The organism is Pseudarthrobacter arbutini (assembly GCF_054510915.1).
On record NZ_JBTNDQ010000002.1, the window covers coordinates 279851 to 296799 of the forward strand.

16 protein-coding genes and 1 pseudogene are annotated in these 16949 nt (G+C 64.4%); 6 read left to right on the forward strand and 11 right to left on the reverse strand.

The window, feature by feature from the left end; genetic code table 11:
- Window positions 1-164 precede the first annotated feature (164 nt).
- Entirely contained in the window at window positions 165-404 is a 240-nt protein-coding gene (locus tag ACX80V_RS03385; protein ID WP_485841946.1) for a hypothetical protein, read from the reverse strand.
- Window positions 405-1041: 637 nt separating this feature from the next.
- On the opposite strand from ACX80V_RS03385, the gene ACX80V_RS03390 reads away from it, so the two are divergent.
- The 3 genes from ACX80V_RS03390 to ACX80V_RS03400 all read left to right on the forward strand — a co-directional run bounded on the left by ACX80V_RS03390 (window position 1042) and on the right by ACX80V_RS03400 (window position 4545).
- Window positions 1042-1965 carry a low temperature requirement protein A gene (locus ACX80V_RS03390; RefSeq protein ID WP_485841947.1) on the forward strand — a complete coding sequence of 308 codons (924 nt, stop codon included), beginning with the start codon at window positions 1042-1044 and terminating at the stop codon, window positions 1963-1965.
- A 672-nt stretch (window positions 1966-2637) separates the two neighbouring features.
- Window positions 2638-2856, forward strand: coding sequence for a three-helix bundle dimerization domain-containing protein (locus tag ACX80V_RS03395; RefSeq protein WP_485841948.1), 219 nt, complete (start codon window positions 2638-2640; stop codon window positions 2854-2856).
- 174 nt (window positions 2857-3030) lie between these two features.
- Window positions 3031-4545 carry a CYTH and CHAD domain-containing protein gene (locus ACX80V_RS03400; RefSeq protein ID WP_485841949.1) on the forward strand — a complete coding sequence of 505 codons (1515 nt, stop codon included), beginning with the start codon at window positions 3031-3033 and terminating at the stop codon, window positions 4543-4545.
- A 47-nt stretch (window positions 4546-4592) separates the two neighbouring features.
- Here the strand turns inward: ACX80V_RS03400 and ACX80V_RS03405 are convergent, their stop codons facing one another.
- Window positions 4593-4904 (reverse strand): hypothetical protein, encoded by a 312-nt coding sequence (locus ACX80V_RS03405; protein WP_485841950.1) that lies wholly within the window; start codon window positions 4902-4904, stop codon window positions 4593-4595.
- A gap of 513 nt (window positions 4905-5417) precedes the next feature.
- Between ACX80V_RS03405 and ACX80V_RS03410 the strand changes: the two are divergent.
- Window positions 5418-5632, forward strand: a pseudogene (locus ACX80V_RS03410) (AMP-binding protein); the annotation flags it as partial.
- A 78-nt stretch (window positions 5633-5710) separates the two neighbouring features.
- On the opposite strand, the gene ACX80V_RS03415 reads toward ACX80V_RS03410, so the two are convergent.
- The 6 genes from ACX80V_RS03415 to ACX80V_RS03440 are packed head-to-tail and all read right to left on the reverse strand — an operon-like array spanning window position 5711 to window position 12113.
- The gene (locus ACX80V_RS03415; RefSeq protein WP_485841951.1) at window positions 5711-6256 is read right to left on the reverse strand and encodes a hypothetical protein; all 546 of its coding nucleotides are present in this window, start codon (window positions 6254-6256) and stop codon (window positions 5711-5713) included.
- Window positions 6253-7800, reverse strand: a complete 1548-nt coding sequence (gene mhpA, locus ACX80V_RS03420) for a bifunctional 3-(3-hydroxy-phenyl)propionate/3-hydroxycinnamic acid hydroxylase MhpA (RefSeq protein ID WP_485841952.1) — start codon at window positions 7798-7800, stop codon at window positions 6253-6255. Before mhpA ends, ACX80V_RS03415 begins: the two co-directional genes overlap by 4 nt.
- Entirely contained in the window at window positions 7797-8144 is a 348-nt protein-coding gene (locus ACX80V_RS03425; RefSeq protein ID WP_485841953.1) for a DoxX family protein, read from the reverse strand. Before ACX80V_RS03425 ends, mhpA begins: the two co-directional genes overlap by 4 nt.
- Window positions 8141-10030 (reverse strand): acyl-CoA synthetase, encoded by a 1890-nt coding sequence (locus ACX80V_RS03430; protein WP_485842056.1) that lies wholly within the window; start codon window positions 10028-10030, stop codon window positions 8141-8143. Before ACX80V_RS03430 ends, ACX80V_RS03425 begins: the two co-directional genes overlap by 4 nt.
- A 5-nt stretch (window positions 10031-10035) precedes the next feature.
- A complete protein-coding gene (locus tag ACX80V_RS03435) occupies window positions 10036-10974 on the reverse strand; it encodes a fumarylacetoacetate hydrolase family protein (RefSeq protein ID WP_485841954.1) in 939 nt (312 codons plus the stop codon).
- Window positions 10971-12113: a VOC family protein gene (locus tag ACX80V_RS03440; RefSeq protein ID WP_485841955.1), complete on the reverse strand. Its 1143-nt coding sequence runs from the start codon at window positions 12111-12113 to the stop codon at window positions 10971-10973. The genes ACX80V_RS03435 and ACX80V_RS03440 overlap by 4 nt, the downstream gene beginning before the upstream one ends.
- A gap of 134 nt (window positions 12114-12247) precedes the next feature.
- Here ACX80V_RS03440 and ACX80V_RS03445 point away from each other — a divergent pair, with 134 nt between their 5' ends.
- Window positions 12248-12946 (forward strand): TetR/AcrR family transcriptional regulator, encoded by a 699-nt coding sequence (locus ACX80V_RS03445; protein ID WP_485841956.1) that lies wholly within the window; start codon window positions 12248-12250, stop codon window positions 12944-12946.
- A gap of 864 nt (window positions 12947-13810) precedes the next feature.
- Here the strand turns inward: ACX80V_RS03445 and ACX80V_RS03450 are convergent.
- From ACX80V_RS03450 to ACX80V_RS03460, 3 genes are all read right to left on the reverse strand, one after another.
- Window positions 13811-14179 carry a type II toxin-antitoxin system death-on-curing family toxin gene (locus tag ACX80V_RS03450; protein WP_485841957.1) on the reverse strand — a complete coding sequence of 123 codons (369 nt, stop codon included), beginning with the start codon at window positions 14177-14179 and terminating at the stop codon, window positions 13811-13813.
- 229 nt (window positions 14180-14408) lie between these two features.
- A complete protein-coding gene (locus ACX80V_RS03455; protein ID WP_485841958.1) occupies window positions 14409-14873 on the reverse strand; it encodes a DUF8821 family protein in 465 nt (154 codons plus the stop codon).
- Window positions 14874-15185: 312 nt separating this feature from the next.
- Window positions 15186-15389, reverse strand: coding sequence for a hypothetical protein (locus ACX80V_RS03460; protein WP_056343633.1), 204 nt, complete (start codon window positions 15387-15389; stop codon window positions 15186-15188).
- Between the two features lie 976 nt (window positions 15390-16365).
- Between ACX80V_RS03460 and ACX80V_RS03465 the strand changes: the two genes are divergently transcribed.
- Window positions 16366-16929 (forward strand): CGNR zinc finger domain-containing protein, encoded by a 564-nt coding sequence (locus tag ACX80V_RS03465; protein ID WP_485841959.1) that lies wholly within the window; start codon window positions 16366-16368, stop codon window positions 16927-16929.
- The last annotated feature ends 20 nt before the right edge of the window (window positions 16930-16949 follow it).

Consider the following 16949-nt stretch of genomic DNA (forward strand, 5'->3'; position numbering starts at 1 on the left):
AAATAAATGAGTCCCGAATTGAATCCAGCGGGATCGATTCAACAATGATAGACATTGAAGACCCCCGAGATTGCTTTGCAGGACAACGGATTGAGGCAAGTCTATCTTTGGAAATGTACTGAAATAACGAGTAGTCAGTACCTGTTTCCTCGCAGGCTTCCCACTTAGCCACTCGAGTGCTCCGCACACTCCGGGAGTCGGGATTGCCCACCGGAGCTGCGTACGACCCCACGTGCCGGAAGCGGGGCTACGACGGCGGGTCGGTCACGTGGATCCGCACGCCACAGGCGTCTGCGGTGCTTTTTCGGGACGGCCGCGCGGGGATCCGGGACATCGAGGTACGCCAGGTGCGGCAGCCGAGCGTAGTCCTTGAGCACCGGCTCGTCGAGAACGAGTTCCGCCATGCCCCTGTCGCCGCCGGGAACGATCTACTCGATGGCCTCCCGGCAAGCCGGAGCAGCCTTCGCACTCATCGCGGTACTCACTGTGGCCGCCTGCTCGGAGCCGGGAGCAGCGGCGGCGACCGCAACGCCGTTGGGCTCCTACGCCACTGCGGCAGGCAAAGCCTTCAACTTGTCCCCCGATCAGGACCGTTTTCCGGTGGACGCGCGGGCCTCGACCGTCTGGGAGATCATCACCGATAGCGGGAAACCTCACCGTCTGGGAATCCGGGATCACCGCCATCGACCGTGAGCTGCGCAACGGCGGAACCATCCGGATCAAAACCCCCGACGCCGGCGGCCGAAGCCTGCGGCTCCGTATCCAGCAAAATTCCCGGAGAAGTCATGACCTGGACCAGCCGCCTGCCGCTTGGCCTGCTCAAACGGGCCCGCAACTTCACCCTCTCCCCCGAGGCCGGGCTCACTCACCTCACGGTGAAAGAAGAAGTCAGCGGTCCCCTGGTGGATTCCTTGTCATGGCGCTGGCGACGCCACACGCGTTCGGCGAACACGGACCCACGTTCGGGATCGCCTATCTGGTCGTCGTTGCCGTGCACCTGGCGATGTTCCGGATGGGTTCGAACGCGGCATTACCCAGGCCATGCGCCAGATCGCGGCCGATAACCTCGGGTCCGCTGTCCTCATCGTCATCGCCGGGTTCGTTGAAGGCCCGGCAGACTGGTGGCTGTGGGGCGCTGCGGCTGCCCTACACGTCGGCTTGCTGGAGCTGGGCCGATATAGCAATTTCTCCCTATGGCCAAACCATTTCGTCGAGCGCAACGGCACTGTACTCATCGTCCCGCTCGGCGATTCCATGGTCGCGCTCGGTCTCGGGATAGGTAGCCGCGTGCTGAGCCCTTCGCTCATTATCGCCGCACCGCTTGGCCTCGGCCTCGCAGCCACCCTCTGGACGCTGTACTTTGCGGAAGCGGACACGGCGTCCGACCGGGCCCTCCAAGTGGCGCCCCGCGAACGTGTCGTTCCACTCGCCGGGCTCGCGTTCGGGTACGCGTTCATACCAATCCTCGGCGGCATCGTGATGATCTCCGCCAGCCTCGTCGATGTGCTCGAGCACCCGTTCGACCACATTCCGCTGACGGCCGCAGTGTTCCTCGCGGGCAGGGCGAGAATCTACGTTGCCGGGGTCGCCGCCTTCCGACAGTCCGTCGCGGCTGCGGGCGTCGCGGCCTGGCTGGACTCCGCCGTGGCCACGGCCGCCTGCGCCGCGACCACCTGGGTAGGTGCGAACGTCCTCGGCATCGCCCAAGTCGCGCTAATAGTCGGGATCCTCTTCGCACTCTCCCTAGCGTCCCGCCGATCCCGCTCGTCGGCGCTTGCCGCCGCCAGCGATAAAGGCGGGAGCTGCCGACGCGCTATTGGCTCGCGTTTCCAGAGGGACAATGCCCCCTATGGGTGGTTCGCACTACCCACACCAGTAAACTCCAGACCTCGTTGCGCCTGCACCGAGTGGATCCACATCCGTGACCGTGCCAAGGGCCCGGGAGCCGACTACGTAACGGGCTGACAGTGCCTGGATGCCTGCTAGCCGCGACGCGCCGCCTCCTTGATCAGCGAAGCCACGGCTTGGGGCTGTGAGACGTACACGGAGTGGCTTGCGGCAACCTCGGCGACCGACGATCCGGCTCGTTGCGGCATCGCGTGCTGCGCGGGCGGAGGGAGGATATTCGAGAGTTGCTCACGCTGATTCTGACACGGATGGGGTTGGCTGTTCATGTGGTCGGCAACGGCTAGAGCACGTGCCAGGAACTGGGCGTATCTGCCCTGTAGTTTCAGCGAATTTTCCATTTCGCCGGACTTGGGGCCAACCTCGTGGCGGCTCCGGACACGCCCAACCAGGGACAATCGGTATCACTAAACCGGAACTAGCCCGCCGTGAGGTATTCGAGCTGATGAGGTTCAAGATATCGGCCTATTCAACAGCGCATTATGCCCGGATCGAGCACCAGCGCACAATCGCGGCGGCAGCTGCGAGAACCATGTATTCCGAAAGCGAGACGGCGAAAACCACCCCGTGGTGGCACCGGGCGCGGAAGTCAGTTCATCAGTACTCACCGTTGATCACGAAGTAGGAGCCGCGGATAGCGCCTGCTAGCTTTTGATTTCTGGCGGGCGAAGTGGAACGAACCGCCAGTTTGCTTTCCTTGACGTCTACGAGTGGGTGACTCAGACGTGGCTGATGAGCGAGGACAGCAAGGACCATATTGTCACAGTCGTCGTCAGCCGGCTGGCGGCCCGCTACCCGGTGGCCCCGCGGGCGCAGATCGAGGAAATCGTCAGGGAAGAGTACGACACCCTGGACACAGGCCGCATCCGAACCTTCATACCTACCTTGGTCGAGCACAGTGCCCGGAACCGGCTCCATCGCGAATTCCCCGGACAGCACTCCGACCGCTAGCGGTACCAACCTCCTCCGCCCCTGACGGACGCAATTCCCGGTGGGGCCCGCCGCGGGTGAGCATCTCGTGTGCTCCCAAGGGACAGGTGACGGAGGCCGGGCGATTGTTGCGAGGCCGGGCGGCTGCAGCAGTTTCTGCTGTCCTGCCCGGCAGCCGGGGACGTAGAATTTGCTATGGCCGCGACACATGTTGTTGAGATCGAACGGAAGTTTGATGTAGAGGATGCGGCCCTTCTTCCGTCTCTACAGGAACTGCCCGGGGTTGACCGGACGGACAAGCCCGTGGAGCACCGGTTGGAGGCCGAATACTTCGATACCCGGGACTTGCGCCTGGCATCCGCGCAGATAACACTCCGCCGACGAACCGGCGGCGAGGACGCAGGATGGCATCTGAAACTGCCCTCAGCCGGGGACGAGCGCAGGGAATTCCACGAACCGCTCGGGAAAGTCGAGGACGGGGTTCCCGAACCGCTCCTAAAGCTCGTGCGCGTGCACACCAGGGAACGGGCCCTGGGCACGGTTGCGAGGCTGAAGACCAGGCGCATCGTGCACCACCTCCTGAACAAGAAGGGCGATGTTCTCGCCAGCGTAAGTGATGACCAGGTTGAAGCCGAGACCCTTACGCCCAAACGGGCCCTCCGGAACTGGCGTGAGTGGGAAATCGAACTGGTCGAGGGCTCCCGGGACCTGCTTGATGCCGGGCAGGAACGACTGGCAGCTGTGGGCATCCGGCCCTCCGCCCATCCCTCCAAGCTGGCCCGCGCGCTGGGCCGGGATCCGCAGGAAGCTTCAGACGTCGCACCGCAACCGAAACCCAAGAGCCCAGCGGCGGATGTCATGCTCGCCTACCTCGGCGAACAGGTACGGGAACTCAAGGCCCAGGACCCCCTCGTCCGGCTGGACGCCCCCGACGCGGTCCACAAAATGCGCGTAGCCACCCGCAGGATGCGCTCAGTGCTGGCGACATACCGGAAACTGCTGGCCGACACTGGCTCTGTCAACTCCCTCCGGGATGAACTGAAGTGGCTCGCCGGTGTGCTCGGCGAGGCCCGCGACGCCGAAGTCATGCATGCCCGTCTCAAGGACATGATCGCCGAAGAGCCAGGTGAGCTTGTCATGGGACCGGTCACCCGCCGGATCGATCTTGAGCTCGGAGCCGACTACCAAAAGGCCCACACCAAGGTCCTGAAGGCACTGGACAGGCCGCGCTACTTCCGCCTCCTGGACGCCCTCGAGTCGCTGCTAGCCGCCCCGCCCCTGGCGCCAATGGCGTCCAAACCGGCACGGAAGGTAATTCCCCGGCTGGTCCAACGGGACATCAAGCGCCTGCGAACGGCGGTCCGGGACGCCAAGAAACATCCTGCCGGCACCGGTGACCATCCGGCCCTGCACGAGGCACGGAAGGACGGCAAGCGGCTGCGGTACGCCGCCGAGGCCGCGACGCCCATAAGTTCGGAGAACGCCGCCCGACTTGTGGATGCCGCCCACGGCGTCCAGAAGATCCTGGGCGACCACCAGGACAGCGTCGTCACCCGGGACCTGTTGCGCAGGCTCGGTGCCGAAGCTTTCGTTCAGGGAGAAAATGGGTTCAGCTATGGCCGGCTTCACGCCTTGGAACAATCCGTCGCCCTGGACGCCGAGGCCCGTTTCCACCGCCAATGGAAGAAGTTCCCGGCCGCTTCCCTGTAGAGGCCGCTCCGTGTAGAGGTGGCCACCTTGATGCCGGCGCTGGTGTTTCAGCGCGCGGCCCGGAAGGCTTCAATAAACAGCTGCGCCCGATCTTCGATGTATTGCTCTACTGGGAGGAAGCTCGGACGCGAGTTGGTCTGGCGCATCGGGCTAACGGCTGCGATGTATAGCCTGGACGCGTCCGTGTCGAGAACGAGACGCGCCGGCGGGAATTCTTCTGTCGCTCCTTCTTCCGGGCCGGCGTCCTCCAGGTCCTGTTCCCGCGCGAGCTGCACGTACTTGAGCATGGCGTCCGGGAGAGGGATTCCGATGCCAGTGCCGAGCTCCAGCTCCCCTGATCGGGTAATCGTGAAGTACACCGGGCCATGCGGATGGTAAGTCAGGCCCTGGGTCGTGCGGTGGAAACGGGCGTACGAGACAGGGAAGGAAGGGTCGGGCAGGGCAGTGAGTACTCAAGCCGCGGTGTACGTTGCAATCGTCCGGTATCCGAGGGCCCGAAGGAACGGCACGAGCAACTCCAGCCGACGCCTTAACTCCCCACGCTCCGGGTCATGCATGGCCGATACTAACCCCGATGTTTCGACTTGGTACCAACATCCCATCAGGAAGCCCTCCGTGTGCCCCCTGACGTTGGTGGACAGTGGCTGCTCCGCGACAGTATCCGGGCGCCGAGGTTCTTCGCCGCGTCCTTCGGTTTACCGCGTAGTAGCCCAGTTTCTGTGGTCTGTCTTCGGTTTTCAGCTGATTGTGGATCTGAAGGAACTGGGAAATATTCGCTCACGCGGCGGCTGATTAGCGTCGGAGCGTTCTGTCAGGGCCCGTTTTCGGACACACTGGGATGGTGACAGCTCACCGCCCCCAGCAAGGCCTATGCCCACCGCTTGCATCAGGCCGGAATCGGAGCCGGAGACAAGGTGGGGGCGTGCGTATCCCGTCGGGGACGAACGAGCTGTACCTCGCGATCCTTGCCATCCTGCACGTCGGGGCAGCCTATGTTCCGGTCGACGCCGATGACCTGGACGAGCGGGCACGGCTGGTCTTTGAAGAGGCCGGAGTCGCCGGGATCCTGCGTGCAGGTGAGATCGTCACCTCCCCGAACCCGGTCCGCTGTGCTCCCGTGGAAACATGCGGAATTCGGCCCGGTTGAAACTGCACGTGAAACTGTTCAGTGGATGGCGAGCTCGATGGCAAGCACGGCGAGGCCTAGCGCCGCCATGATGGCGAGTACGAGGATTTTGAGCCATGGCTTGACGCGGAGTCGGCGGACGGCGAAGAGCGCGACGATGACCAGGGTGGCGGCGAGCGTCACTGCGACCACCCGGAGCGCCGGCGCCACGCCGATCACGCCAAGCGCGCTGAGGCCGAGGATCGCCATCGGCGCGACGACGACGCCCAAAGAACCGAAGCCCACGTCCATGAGGTGGGCGAGTTCGGCCCGGGACGGCAGGGAGCTGTCCCGGACCATATACGCGATCACATCCGCAACAAAGACTGCCAGCAGCGTGCCGACGACGGTAAGCAGAAGCGTGAGGGCAGCGCCGTCCACTGTCGCGTGCGCGGCATCGCGTTCGAAAGCGATTGTCACGGCCAGCGCGGTGAAGGTGACGTAGACGCGCTCCTTGAGCGCCTCCGAGCGCTGCTGCGCGTCCGGGCCCGCCGAACGGCCCGGCGGACGGCCTGGGGGCGTCTTCCTCAGGACGTCTGCTTTCATGGCTCCGTTCCCCCGGCGTTCGCGGTTGCGGCGTGGAACGACGGCAGGCGGGTGAGGCTCCCGGAGACGGAGTCGGAGGTGAACATCACGGTGCGATCCGGGCGGACCACCGCAGCAGCGACTCGATGTCGGACGAGCCACTGGTGGAGCTCAGATCCGGGGCCGGGGACGGCGGGCGCCGCGCCCTTGTGAAGGATCCGTTTGCGCTCCTCGGGAGTGATCGTGAGAGCTACCAGCGCGAAACCGTTTCCGGCGATGTCGTCGAATCGGTCGGCGTCCGGGGTTCTCGAGGTCGGGGCGTTGGGGCAGGGACGTCCGACGGCGGAGGTGCGGGTGAGTGCCGGGAGTCGGGTGCCGTAACACGGGGGTATCGCTGTCCCGGACCGGGCGGGCAGGCCCGCCACGCGGTGCGGGCGCCGTGCGAGGACACTCCGCAGGGCATTGCCGACGCGACCACCCGCCGTCATGGTGAGGCCGACCAGCTTTGCGAAGGTGATGGTTCTTTTCGCGTGCCGCTTGCGCTCCGTCTGGTAGCTTGCCAGCACGGTTGCAGGGAGGTCCCCGGCAAGAACACCGGCGAGCTTCCAGGCCAGGTTCATCGCATCTCGGAGTCCTGCCCCCATGCCCTGACCGATGAAGGGAGGGCTCAGGTGAGCGGCGTCGCCGAGGAGCAAGACGCGGCGGTCGCGCCACTTGTTGGCGACCTGGGCGCGGAAGGTGTAGTCGGCCACCCGGATCACGCGCAGATCGTCCACCGGGACGTCACCGGTCCACGGCCGGATCAGCGTATGGAGTGTATCCATCGTCGCGAAGTCGGCGGCAGTCTCGCCGGGCAGCAGCCGGAACTCCCAGCGGTAGCGGACCTCTCCGACGCGCATGTAAGTACCGGCCCGGCGGGAGTCGCACAGCTGGTGGACGCCTTCCCACTGGTTCAGCGGCGCCGAGGTGTCGATGTCGATAACCAGCCAACGCTGTTCGAAGCCCAGGTCCTCCATCTCCGCGCCGATGGCCCCCCTCACAACGCTGTTGGCGCCGTCGCAGCCGAGGACGTAGCTGGTACGGACCGACTCGCGTGCCCCCGTGACACGATCCGTGAACTCCACCCGGGCTGCCGCGTCGTCTTGGGTCACACCGAGGACGTCGACATTGCCGCGCAGGGTCACCGTAGGCATGATCCGGAGGTTGTTGCGCATGAGCTGCTCGAGTTCCGGCTGGTCGAACATGTTCGCCTGGGGGTAGCCGTGGGCGCCGCCGTCAGCCGATCGCTGGAACTCCGCGATCAGCCTGTGGCCGGGTGTGAGCAGACGTAACCCGCGTGCAGGGCGGCTGAGCCCAGCGAATTGCGTCGCCACGCCCAGGCGGTTGAGGATGCGATAGACCTCGTCGTCGAGATGTACCGCTCGTGGTAGCGGGAAGACACCCTCCCAGCGGTCCAAAATGAGGCACTCGACGCCGTACTGGCCGAGTAGGGTGGCGACAGCCAGCCCGGAAGGTCCAGCGCCGACCACCACCACCGGAACCGCGCTCTCGTTCTGGGCGCTCATCCTGTTGCCGCCGGAATGAGAACAAGATAGCCGACGAGTACCGCCGTCATGACCGCCGCCGGGGCGATCTCACGCGGACCATCGCCGTTCCTGAGATGGGTGACGAAGGCTCCGGCCATCAGAAGCACGAGGCCGACGGCTGCCGCGAGGCCGATCCAGGGCTCGACCAGCCCAAGCAGGAGGCCGAGGGCGGCAAGCAGCTCCAGGGCGCCGATACGTTTGTAGGCGGTGCTGTTCAAGCCCACATGTGCGGCGCGGGCGAGCATCGCTTCTGTGCCAGCCACCTTTGCCAGGCCCAGCATGGTGAAGCATCCAACCAGCGCTATCGTGAGGACGATGATCATCGATCCGCCTTTCGTGCGGTCCTATTCGTGATCCGCCATCGGACCCCGTACTCGTCGAGGGCACGCCTGACGGTTGCATGCGATGCCTCGTCAGCGCTCACGGTGACGACTATCGCGCCGTCCTCGATATCGGCTTCCACGGAGTGCACGTCAGCCAGCTCCCGCAGGGCCTCGCTCAGCGCTGCCCTGGTGGCGTCTGCACGGAGCGCGAGCTTGTATGGTTTGCCGACGGCAGTGACCGGAAGCTGGTCGACGACGGTGACGGACTTCGGCGAGGACGCCCTTTCCCCAACCCGGTCGTCCGCCCATCGGACCAGGTCCTCGGTCCTGGTGGTAGCACCCGCGGCCAATGTGACGTAGGCGACCGGCACCTCTCCCGCATGCCGGTCGGGTCTGCCGACCGCCGCTGCGCCGGTCACGTCCGGGTGGGAGAGGAGGGCGTCCTCGACAATTGCGGGGTCGATGTTGTGGCCCCCTCGGATGATCAGGTCTTTGGCGCGACCGGTGAGCTGGACGAAGCCGTCCTCATCGACTTGTCCGAGGTCGCCGGTGTCGAGCCAGCCGTCCCGCACTTTGCCGAGTCCGTCCAGCAGGAGGCCGTCGGGGCCGTTGCCGATGACGTAGCCGGGGAAGACCGTCGGTCCCTTGATCACCAGCAGGCCCCTTGTGCCCGGTCCGGCCTCGTGCCACTGTCCGTCGTCGTCAACGTGCACCGCCTTGATCTCTTGGTAGGGCAGCCGGCAGCCGAGCGAGCCCTTGGTGGCGCCCGGGAAGTTCAGCACGCTGACGCACGTCGCCTCCGTCAGGCCGTACCCTTCGACGAGGCCGACGCCGGTGGCTGCCTCGAAGCCGGCACGCACGGCCGCGGGCAAGGGACTGGCTCCGACAATGGCGTGGCGAAGGCTGCTGATGTCGGCGTTCACGGGAGACGCGGCGAGCGCGGCGTAGACGGTGGGGACGGCGCTCATCGCGGTAAGCTGGTGGTGCTCGACGACCTTCCAGAACACGCTGTAGAGTGCGGGCTCGCGGTAGCCAAGCGGTCCGGACCATACGACGGACAGGCCCTTGAAAAGGGGCGCGAGGACGGTCACCATGAGGGCATTGACGTGGAACAGCGGCAGGGCGGCGAAGAACACTGCGTCCTCGTCGAGGAGGTCGTTGGCTGCGAGCATCCAAGCGTCTGCGATCTCGTTGGCTTGGGTGTGCGCCGCCAGCTTCGGGGTGCCGGTCGTGCCGCCGGTGTGGAAGAGTGCAGCCAGATCGCCTGGTCCGGGCTGATCACCGTGGAACTGCTCGGACGACGCGTCTGCTGCCCGGCGTGTCAGGTAGTCGACGTTGGCGTATCCGACGGTCGTGGCCGGTCCGGCTGGCGCCTGCCCGGTCGGTGACAGGAGGAGGACACAGTCAACCAGGCCCTTCTTCGCGAGGCTGAAAGCTGCCTCTGTGACGACGGGATCGAGATCGGGCCCGGCGGCTACCAGCACCCGCGTACTCGAGCGCTGGAGCAGCTCGGCGATGTGATCCTCGGACAAGCCGGGGTTGATCGGGACGGCGATCCCGGCAGCTTGGGCGGCCAGGGTCGCGGAAATGAGCTCCTGGCAGTTGGGCGAGAGTAGGGCCACGGTGTCCTGGCGGCCGACCCCGATGTCTGCCAGCAGGTTCGCTATCCGGTTCACGTCGGCGAGAAGCTCAGCGAAGGTCAGCTTGACGGGTTCCTGCCAGCGCTCCGTGTTCGGAAGTATTGCCGCCGCCGTGCGATCCGGCCACAGCTGGGCGGCTCGGCAGAGCAGCTCGTACGTCGATGCCGGGAGTCCGCGTTCGGAGAGGGGGGTCCTCTCGATTTCGACGACGTCGTCAGGGCTTGAGTACCGCGGCCAGAGAGGCATGCCGTTCACCGGGCGTCCCTCACCGTCGTGCGCTGGCGCCCCAGGTCGACCTTCCCGTCGTCGGTACTGATGGCGATCTCGATAACGTCACCGCTTTTGAGGTACTTCGGGTTGCGGCCCTGCGCCTTGAAGAACAGGCGCCACTTAGTGGCCGGGGGCAGCAGGTTGCTAATGATCTCGACTGGCTTCGGTGGTGCGCTCAGTGCGGTGCCGACAGGGGTGCCTGTCAGGACCAGGTCGCCCGGGGAGAGGTGCTGGAAGCGGGTGAGTGCCCGCAACGCCTCGACGGGGCGGTAAACCATGTCGGCCACCGTCATGTCCTGACGGATCTCGCCGTTTACCCACAGCCGCAACCGCAGCTCATCAAAGCGGTTCCAGTCCTCGGCGTCAAAGAGCACGAGTGTCGGTCCGGCGGGGGTGAAGCTCGCGTAGGACTTGGACTCGTAGAACTGGGTTTTCGGGAGTTGCAGGTCGCGGGCCGAGATGTCGTTGGTGATCACGAGCCCAGCGATGTGGTCGGCGATCGTCTCGGGTGTGATGACAGAGCCGACCGGGGTCTCCTGGCCCATCACGAGGCCGATCTCAGCCTCGTAGTCGAGGAACCGCACGTGACCGGGCCGGACGACGTCGTCATTGGGCCCGCTGATCGAGCCCGAGGACTTGCGGAAGAATGTCAGCGGGATTTTCTTGGGATCCATGCCGGCGTCCCTCACGTGCGAGGCGTAGTTCGTCATCTGGGCTACCACGCGGCACGGCACTGTGATCGGCGAGATGAGGTCGAGGTTTTCCACCGGCACAATTTCGCTGGCGCCGATGGCGGCGTGGATGGCCGGGCGATCGGCGAGCAGCTCGCCCGTGGTGGTCGCGGGGGTGGCGATGTGGGCGGCACCGGTGGGCGTGTGGACCCACCAGTCGTCGGCGGTACGCAGGATGGAGACGGTCATGAGGTGGCTACTTTCATCAGGCCGCGCAGGCGGCTGAAATCGAATTCGTTGTCGTCGCGGAGCGCGGAGACCATCGAGGCCAGCTCGCGCAGCGACTCCCGTCCGGGGGCGATGCCGAGGAAGTCCTTGCTGGCCGGAGGGCCCCACTGGGCGAGACCGGATGCGGTCATTTGTGCCCATCCGGGCTCGAGGGTGCTGTCGAACATGTCCCCATCGGTGAAGTGCTCCACCAGGAAGCCGTTGGGGTCGCGCCAGTAGTCGAAGATTTGGCTGCCCTGGATGTGGCGGCCGATCCCCCACGAACGGTGGTATCCAAGGTCTCCCAGAAGCTCACCGCCGGCGGCCAGGGCATCGACGTCGGCGACCTGGTATGCCGAGTGCACGTACCGATTCGTCGGGCCCAGCGTCATCGCGAGGGTGTGATGGTCGGTGGGCGTCGAACCCCGGTCGCAGCGAATGAAGCTCATGGTCGGGCCCCGCTCGCGCTGGCCCGGGTAGTAGAGGAAGTCACTGACGATCAGGCCGAGGTGCTGCAGGTACCAGTCGAGCGCCTCACGGTATTTCGTGCTCTGCAGCACGACGTGGCCGAGGCGCTGGACCGTCGCTGGCTGGCGCAGTGGCCGCTGGGTCCGGTTGGTCCGCACCACGTCGTGGCCGGCGTTGAACGTGAGGGGCATCTGGGCGGGCAGGGAAGGGAGTTTGTGTGTGTCTGCAACGACGCGGACCGCGGCGCCGCTCGGATCCACGAGGTCAACGCCTATGCCGCCGATCGTTTCCGGCAGCTTTTTCGAGGTCGCGCCTGTCGCGTCAGCCAGGCGTAGGACGTCCGAGGCCTCGGCCGCAGTGAATGCGGCTCCCACGTACTGCGATCTTGGTCCGCGCCGTACGATCACGCACGGCGCTCCGGTGTCGGTCCCGCGGAGGTGCAGCTCGTCGGGGGTGCGCAGGCTCGTGGCGAAGCCGAAAGCATGCGCGAAGGTCTCAGCAGCGGACAGGTCTGGCTTCTGGAACTCGAGCCAGGCGATGTCGTGCACTTTGATGATCGGGTTCGCCGCCCGCCCGCGGTGCTCGCCTCGCAGCGCCCCTTGCTCACTGTGCAGGTCGCTGTGGGTCCCGGTGTGGTCGTGGTGGTCATTCATGGATGGATCGCCTTCCTTTCTGACTATATCTTCGATTATGAAGATATCGTCAGTCAAGGGTAATTGAAGATTTCTTCACCTGTGACGGTAGGCTGGGAGGAACCCTACGACCGGATGACTTCAAGGAGCCCGCGATGACCCCAGCCCCAGCCTCATCCCCGGAATCCACCCGGTCGTTTCGGCGGAAGGCGCAGACTCGCGCCGCGTTGGTCCGCGCAGCGCAGTCCTTCCTGGCCGAAGGTCAGACGAACACCCCGGTGCTGGAGATCACTCAGGCCGCGGACGTTGGGATCGGCTCCTTCTACAACCACTTTGAGTCAAAAGACCAGCTGTTCGAGGCGGCGGTGGAGCACGTCATGGACCTCCTCGGCGCGGTCCTCGACGAGCTCACCACGGACGCCGGCGATCCCGCCGTCACGTTTGCAACCAGCTTTCGATTGATGGGTCGCTTCCACCGCCGGGAACCTCAGCTCAGCAAGGTGATCCTGCACAGTGCCCTCGACGTCCTCGGCGCGCAGACGGGACTGGCGCCGCGTGTCCGGCGTGACATCCAGGCCGGCGTCGAGTCCGGTCGGTTCACAATGACAGACGTAGACGTCGCAGTGGTGTGCGCCGTCGGCGCTGCAACCTTCCTCGGACAGCTCCTCCATGCCGAACCGGACCGCGACGACGCCGGGACGACGGATCGGGCGACCGAGGCACTCCTGCGAATGCTGGGTATTTCTGCCGACGAAGCGCTCGCAATATGTAGCAGCCCACTCCCCGAGCTCCATACTGCAGGGCTGCGCGGCGCTGTCGACGAGGTGACAACGAACGGAGTCGCGACCCGCTGAATTGCGCGCCCTGGGGCCGTTTGTTGGCTACTCGGTCAGGAGGGCAACTCCGCGATGCTGGACGGCTCGCGTTCCTCATGGCCATTGACGCCATGGCGGAAGTCGCGGGAGTGCGGTAGACGGCGCGACGGGAGCGCATGATCGACCCCAATGGACGGTATGTTCAGATGTTGTCCCGCTTCGGCCGAATCGTGGACTACGCCGGTCGGAGAGCACCCTCACGTAAGGAGGAGGGCTGCAGTCCCACACACCATCACTCCGGCGCGGTTCTGGGACTCTGTTGAGCGGCACGCAGGCCGTGCCAGTCGGCTTTTCGGCCCACCAGGCACCCGGACGAAGGGTCGCCCAACAACGACAAGCCACCGCCCCGGCCAGATATTACTGCCTCGAACTGCTTCTGAGCTGAACTGCTTTCCAACTCGCAACTCATCGCTTGCCCGATCCGACCCCTATATGGCCCAGTCCGAGGCCCAGGGTGTGGACGTTGTCCACACCCTGCATCCGCCCTTCTACGCACTCCAAACGACAACCGTGTTCCCCCACTGAGGGAACGCGATCTTCTTTGCGGTGGAGAGAGTGGACTACGGTCGGGTTCGCCCAGTCCTAAGTTGTGGGTGACGCCGCCTGCAAGGGCGGAGCATGCACTGGCCGGGAGGCCCACCCAAACAACGAAGAACTTCATTGCGGCGACACCTCCTTCATCCATCTCAGGAGCTGTTCGGCAGACACGCACATGACCCGGCCAAAAACCGTTACGCGTACATCATGAGCCGTGCCAGAACCGGCCGCTGTTGTAGCGGAGGCCCGCGGCATTCCCGTACTTGATCCCAGGATCACCAACGACTCGGCGACAGAAGTCCATGGTTATCGTTTCACAAGATGCGCAGCAATCATCCCCGCACTGTCCTTCAACGAGACGTCGCCGGCGGCCACTCCCACGACGAGATCGAATGCCTCATCAGTGCTGAAGTCATGCCGGCAGCCGTTGATCCAGAGCATCGAAACCATGAGCGTCCACGCAGTCGGCTTGATCCCGTCGAGCAACGGGTGGAACCGCGCCACCGACTCCATGAAAGCCGCCGCCTTCATCGCCAACTGCGGATAGGCTTCCACGCCCATGACCGTTGTTGCTGGCCGGGCCAGCGCAGAGGCCAGGAGCCCGATGTCACGGATATGGAACCCGTACCGGTCAACGACCTGCAGCGCGTCCTCAATCTCGAGGTACGCGGTCACGCATCCTCAAGGCGCGTCAACACCTCAGCGTCATGGCTCATCACAGAATCCAGACCTCGCCGATCTCGCGGCTGCGCCGGTGGCGCTGCAGCACAAGCTCCGCACCCTGGAGCAGCAACGCAGACTTCGAGGTGTGCTCCTCGGCCGCGAACTGGTCCAAACGCCGATCCAGATCCTCGGGACGGTGAAAACTGCACCCGGGGTGGCAGCGGGCGCGGAAGTCAGCTCATCAGTACTCACCCTTGATCACGAAGTAAGAGCCGCGGATAACGCCTGCCAGCTTCGATTTCTGGCGGGCAAACTTGAAACGAGACGCCAGTTCTTCTGGAATCTCCATACCTTCGGCCAACTTGAATCCGACGGCTCGCTTCCCACCGACCTCGATGCTGTACATGATGTTGATCGACAGCTCCGACTCGTAGAACACGTAATCCATGCGCAGGCCGTCGACTTCGAATGCGGTTGCTTCGAGCGGGCGGGAACCGATGACGATGTCGCGCTCATCCTTCAAGATGCGGCACACCCGCTCGACCACCTCCGGAACCTCGCTTGCAGGGCTAAGGGTGAAGTCGTGGTCGTACTTGTTGCGGTAGTAGCGCCCCTCGTTGGCGCGCAGCCCAGCAAGCGCCTCGACGACCGGGGACGATTCCAGGCCGACAGTAGAAACGTTCTTGAAGTCAACAACGTACGGCATGCGTCCTCCTGATTGGATGTGTTGAACAAACGATAACGGCGACAACGCTCGTCCAGGCCTAATTTGAACGATGCGTGCCCAAACCGGGACCCGTAGGGGCACGGAGTTTCATGGTCTTGATAAGAAATTCTCGTTGTGCCACGACCGAAACGAGCATGCCGAGGACATAGTCATCGAACCGCTACCGGTCAACAACCGTACAAGCGGATTCTCAAGGTCAAGACAGGCGTTCGCGCATCCCATGAGTCCACGGTCGCCCGTGATCACTTCCACTGTCAGGCCGACGCGGCTGGCGCCGGTGTACTTCAGCGGCTAACCCGCAGGTGCCACGACGTCCTCCAGCACCGACCTGTCGAAAAAACGGACCTCGCCCGTCGCTTCGAAGAACACCGGTACCACTGATGTGCTCGGGTCCTTGGCCGTCTCGTAGATTTCGGGCCCGCTTCCGTGCTTCCGGGCAACCGTTCCAACAATCTCGGTACCGCGAACCCGGACGGTTCGATATTTGTAGCTCATGTTGACCCCTTCGTCGACTATGGCAAACCCTACCCCTGAGACGAATGTCCAGAACCCCGCGGAGCGTCCGGGGCATTCGGCGCGCACCATATACTCAACGCTCAGCGGGCACCTCCGGAAACACGCTGGATGGCGGGAATACCTAGCCGAGTTCGTGGCCGGCCGGACCCCCGCAGAAGGGGCTTGATACGTCGCGGATAACGGCTGAAGGCCCCGCAGCGCCTGGCCGCGGGACCCTCAGAAATCCATAACAGGGAACCTGCCCCTGTCTTCCTCCACAGGTTATTCCTATGGCAGCAGCGCACCAAACACCGATCGAACTGGTCCTTCAGCACAGGATCAGCCCCGAGCGCCTGGCACCCTAGATCCGCGAGACACCCAGCCTGCATGAGGCGATCCGGCTCTACAGGTGGAACATCGATCTGTCCGGCGCCGTCCATGAAACCCTGCACGTTTTCGAAGTCGTTCTGCACAACGCCTTGGACCAGCAGCCTTGCATCTGGAACGCCTCCCAGCCGGATCCGTCTACCGACCGCTTTCATTCATCGGACTGGCTCATCGAACCCAGTGCTCTCCTGCTCCGCATCGCCGGCCGCGACATCCCGACGCCAAGCGTCGTGCACTCAAATCGACTACGCGCAGGCAGAAGCGGGCAGTGCGTGGTTCCAAGCTGCTGGCAGGCATGTGACCTTTCTCTGGCGGCTGCGTCGCTGGCTGTTCAATCTTGTTGTGCTCGTGGTCCGGGAGGGACATCACGGCCCCGTTCGGTGGGGCGGCATCGGGTTTCGCGAAACATTTTCTTCTCCATGCCGGATGGCTGGAGGCTTCCGCGATGATCCGGGATGAACGAAGTAGCGGAAGGCGGCGTGTCCTTGTTAAGGGGATGGGCTGCAATGGCCGCGAATTCCTTGATCCGTTACTAGTTAAGCAGGTGACGATCTTTGCATTCAGAATCGTCACCTGCCAAACTGGTGATATGAAACATTCGTTTGTGTGCGGCAATCCGGCCCTCGACTTCGCCGCTACGGTGCGCTCACGGCTCGAAGTGCCGCTGGAGATGTTCAACACTCCTGAGAGCCTGGATTCGTGGTTCCGTGAATCAGGGATCGTCGACGGGGACACCAAATTTCAACCGGCCGACCTTGAGCAGGCCCTCGTGATCCGAGAAGCTATCTACTCCCTCGTTCACGCCAAAGTAGACGGGAATGTCTACGACGGCGACGCCCTATCCATCGTGAACGCCGCCGCCCGCACACCGTCTGCCATCCCGCAGCTCACGCCAAACGGGCGAGTGACCGAAGCAACCCCGATAGAGGCGCTGTCAACTGTGGCACGACATGCCATCGAGGTCCTCAGCGGATCCGAGGTGCCGCTGCTCAAGGAGTGCGCGAACCACGAGTGCACACGGGTCTACATCGATCGGTCCCGGGGAGCGCGTCGGGAATGGTGCGCCATGGACCCCTGCGGCAACAAGATGAAAGCGGCCGCCTACCGTGCCCGCAAAAGAGAAGAGAAGCTGGTCTCTGCAGCCGGCAAATAGCCGCCCCGCTTCAGCGCTCC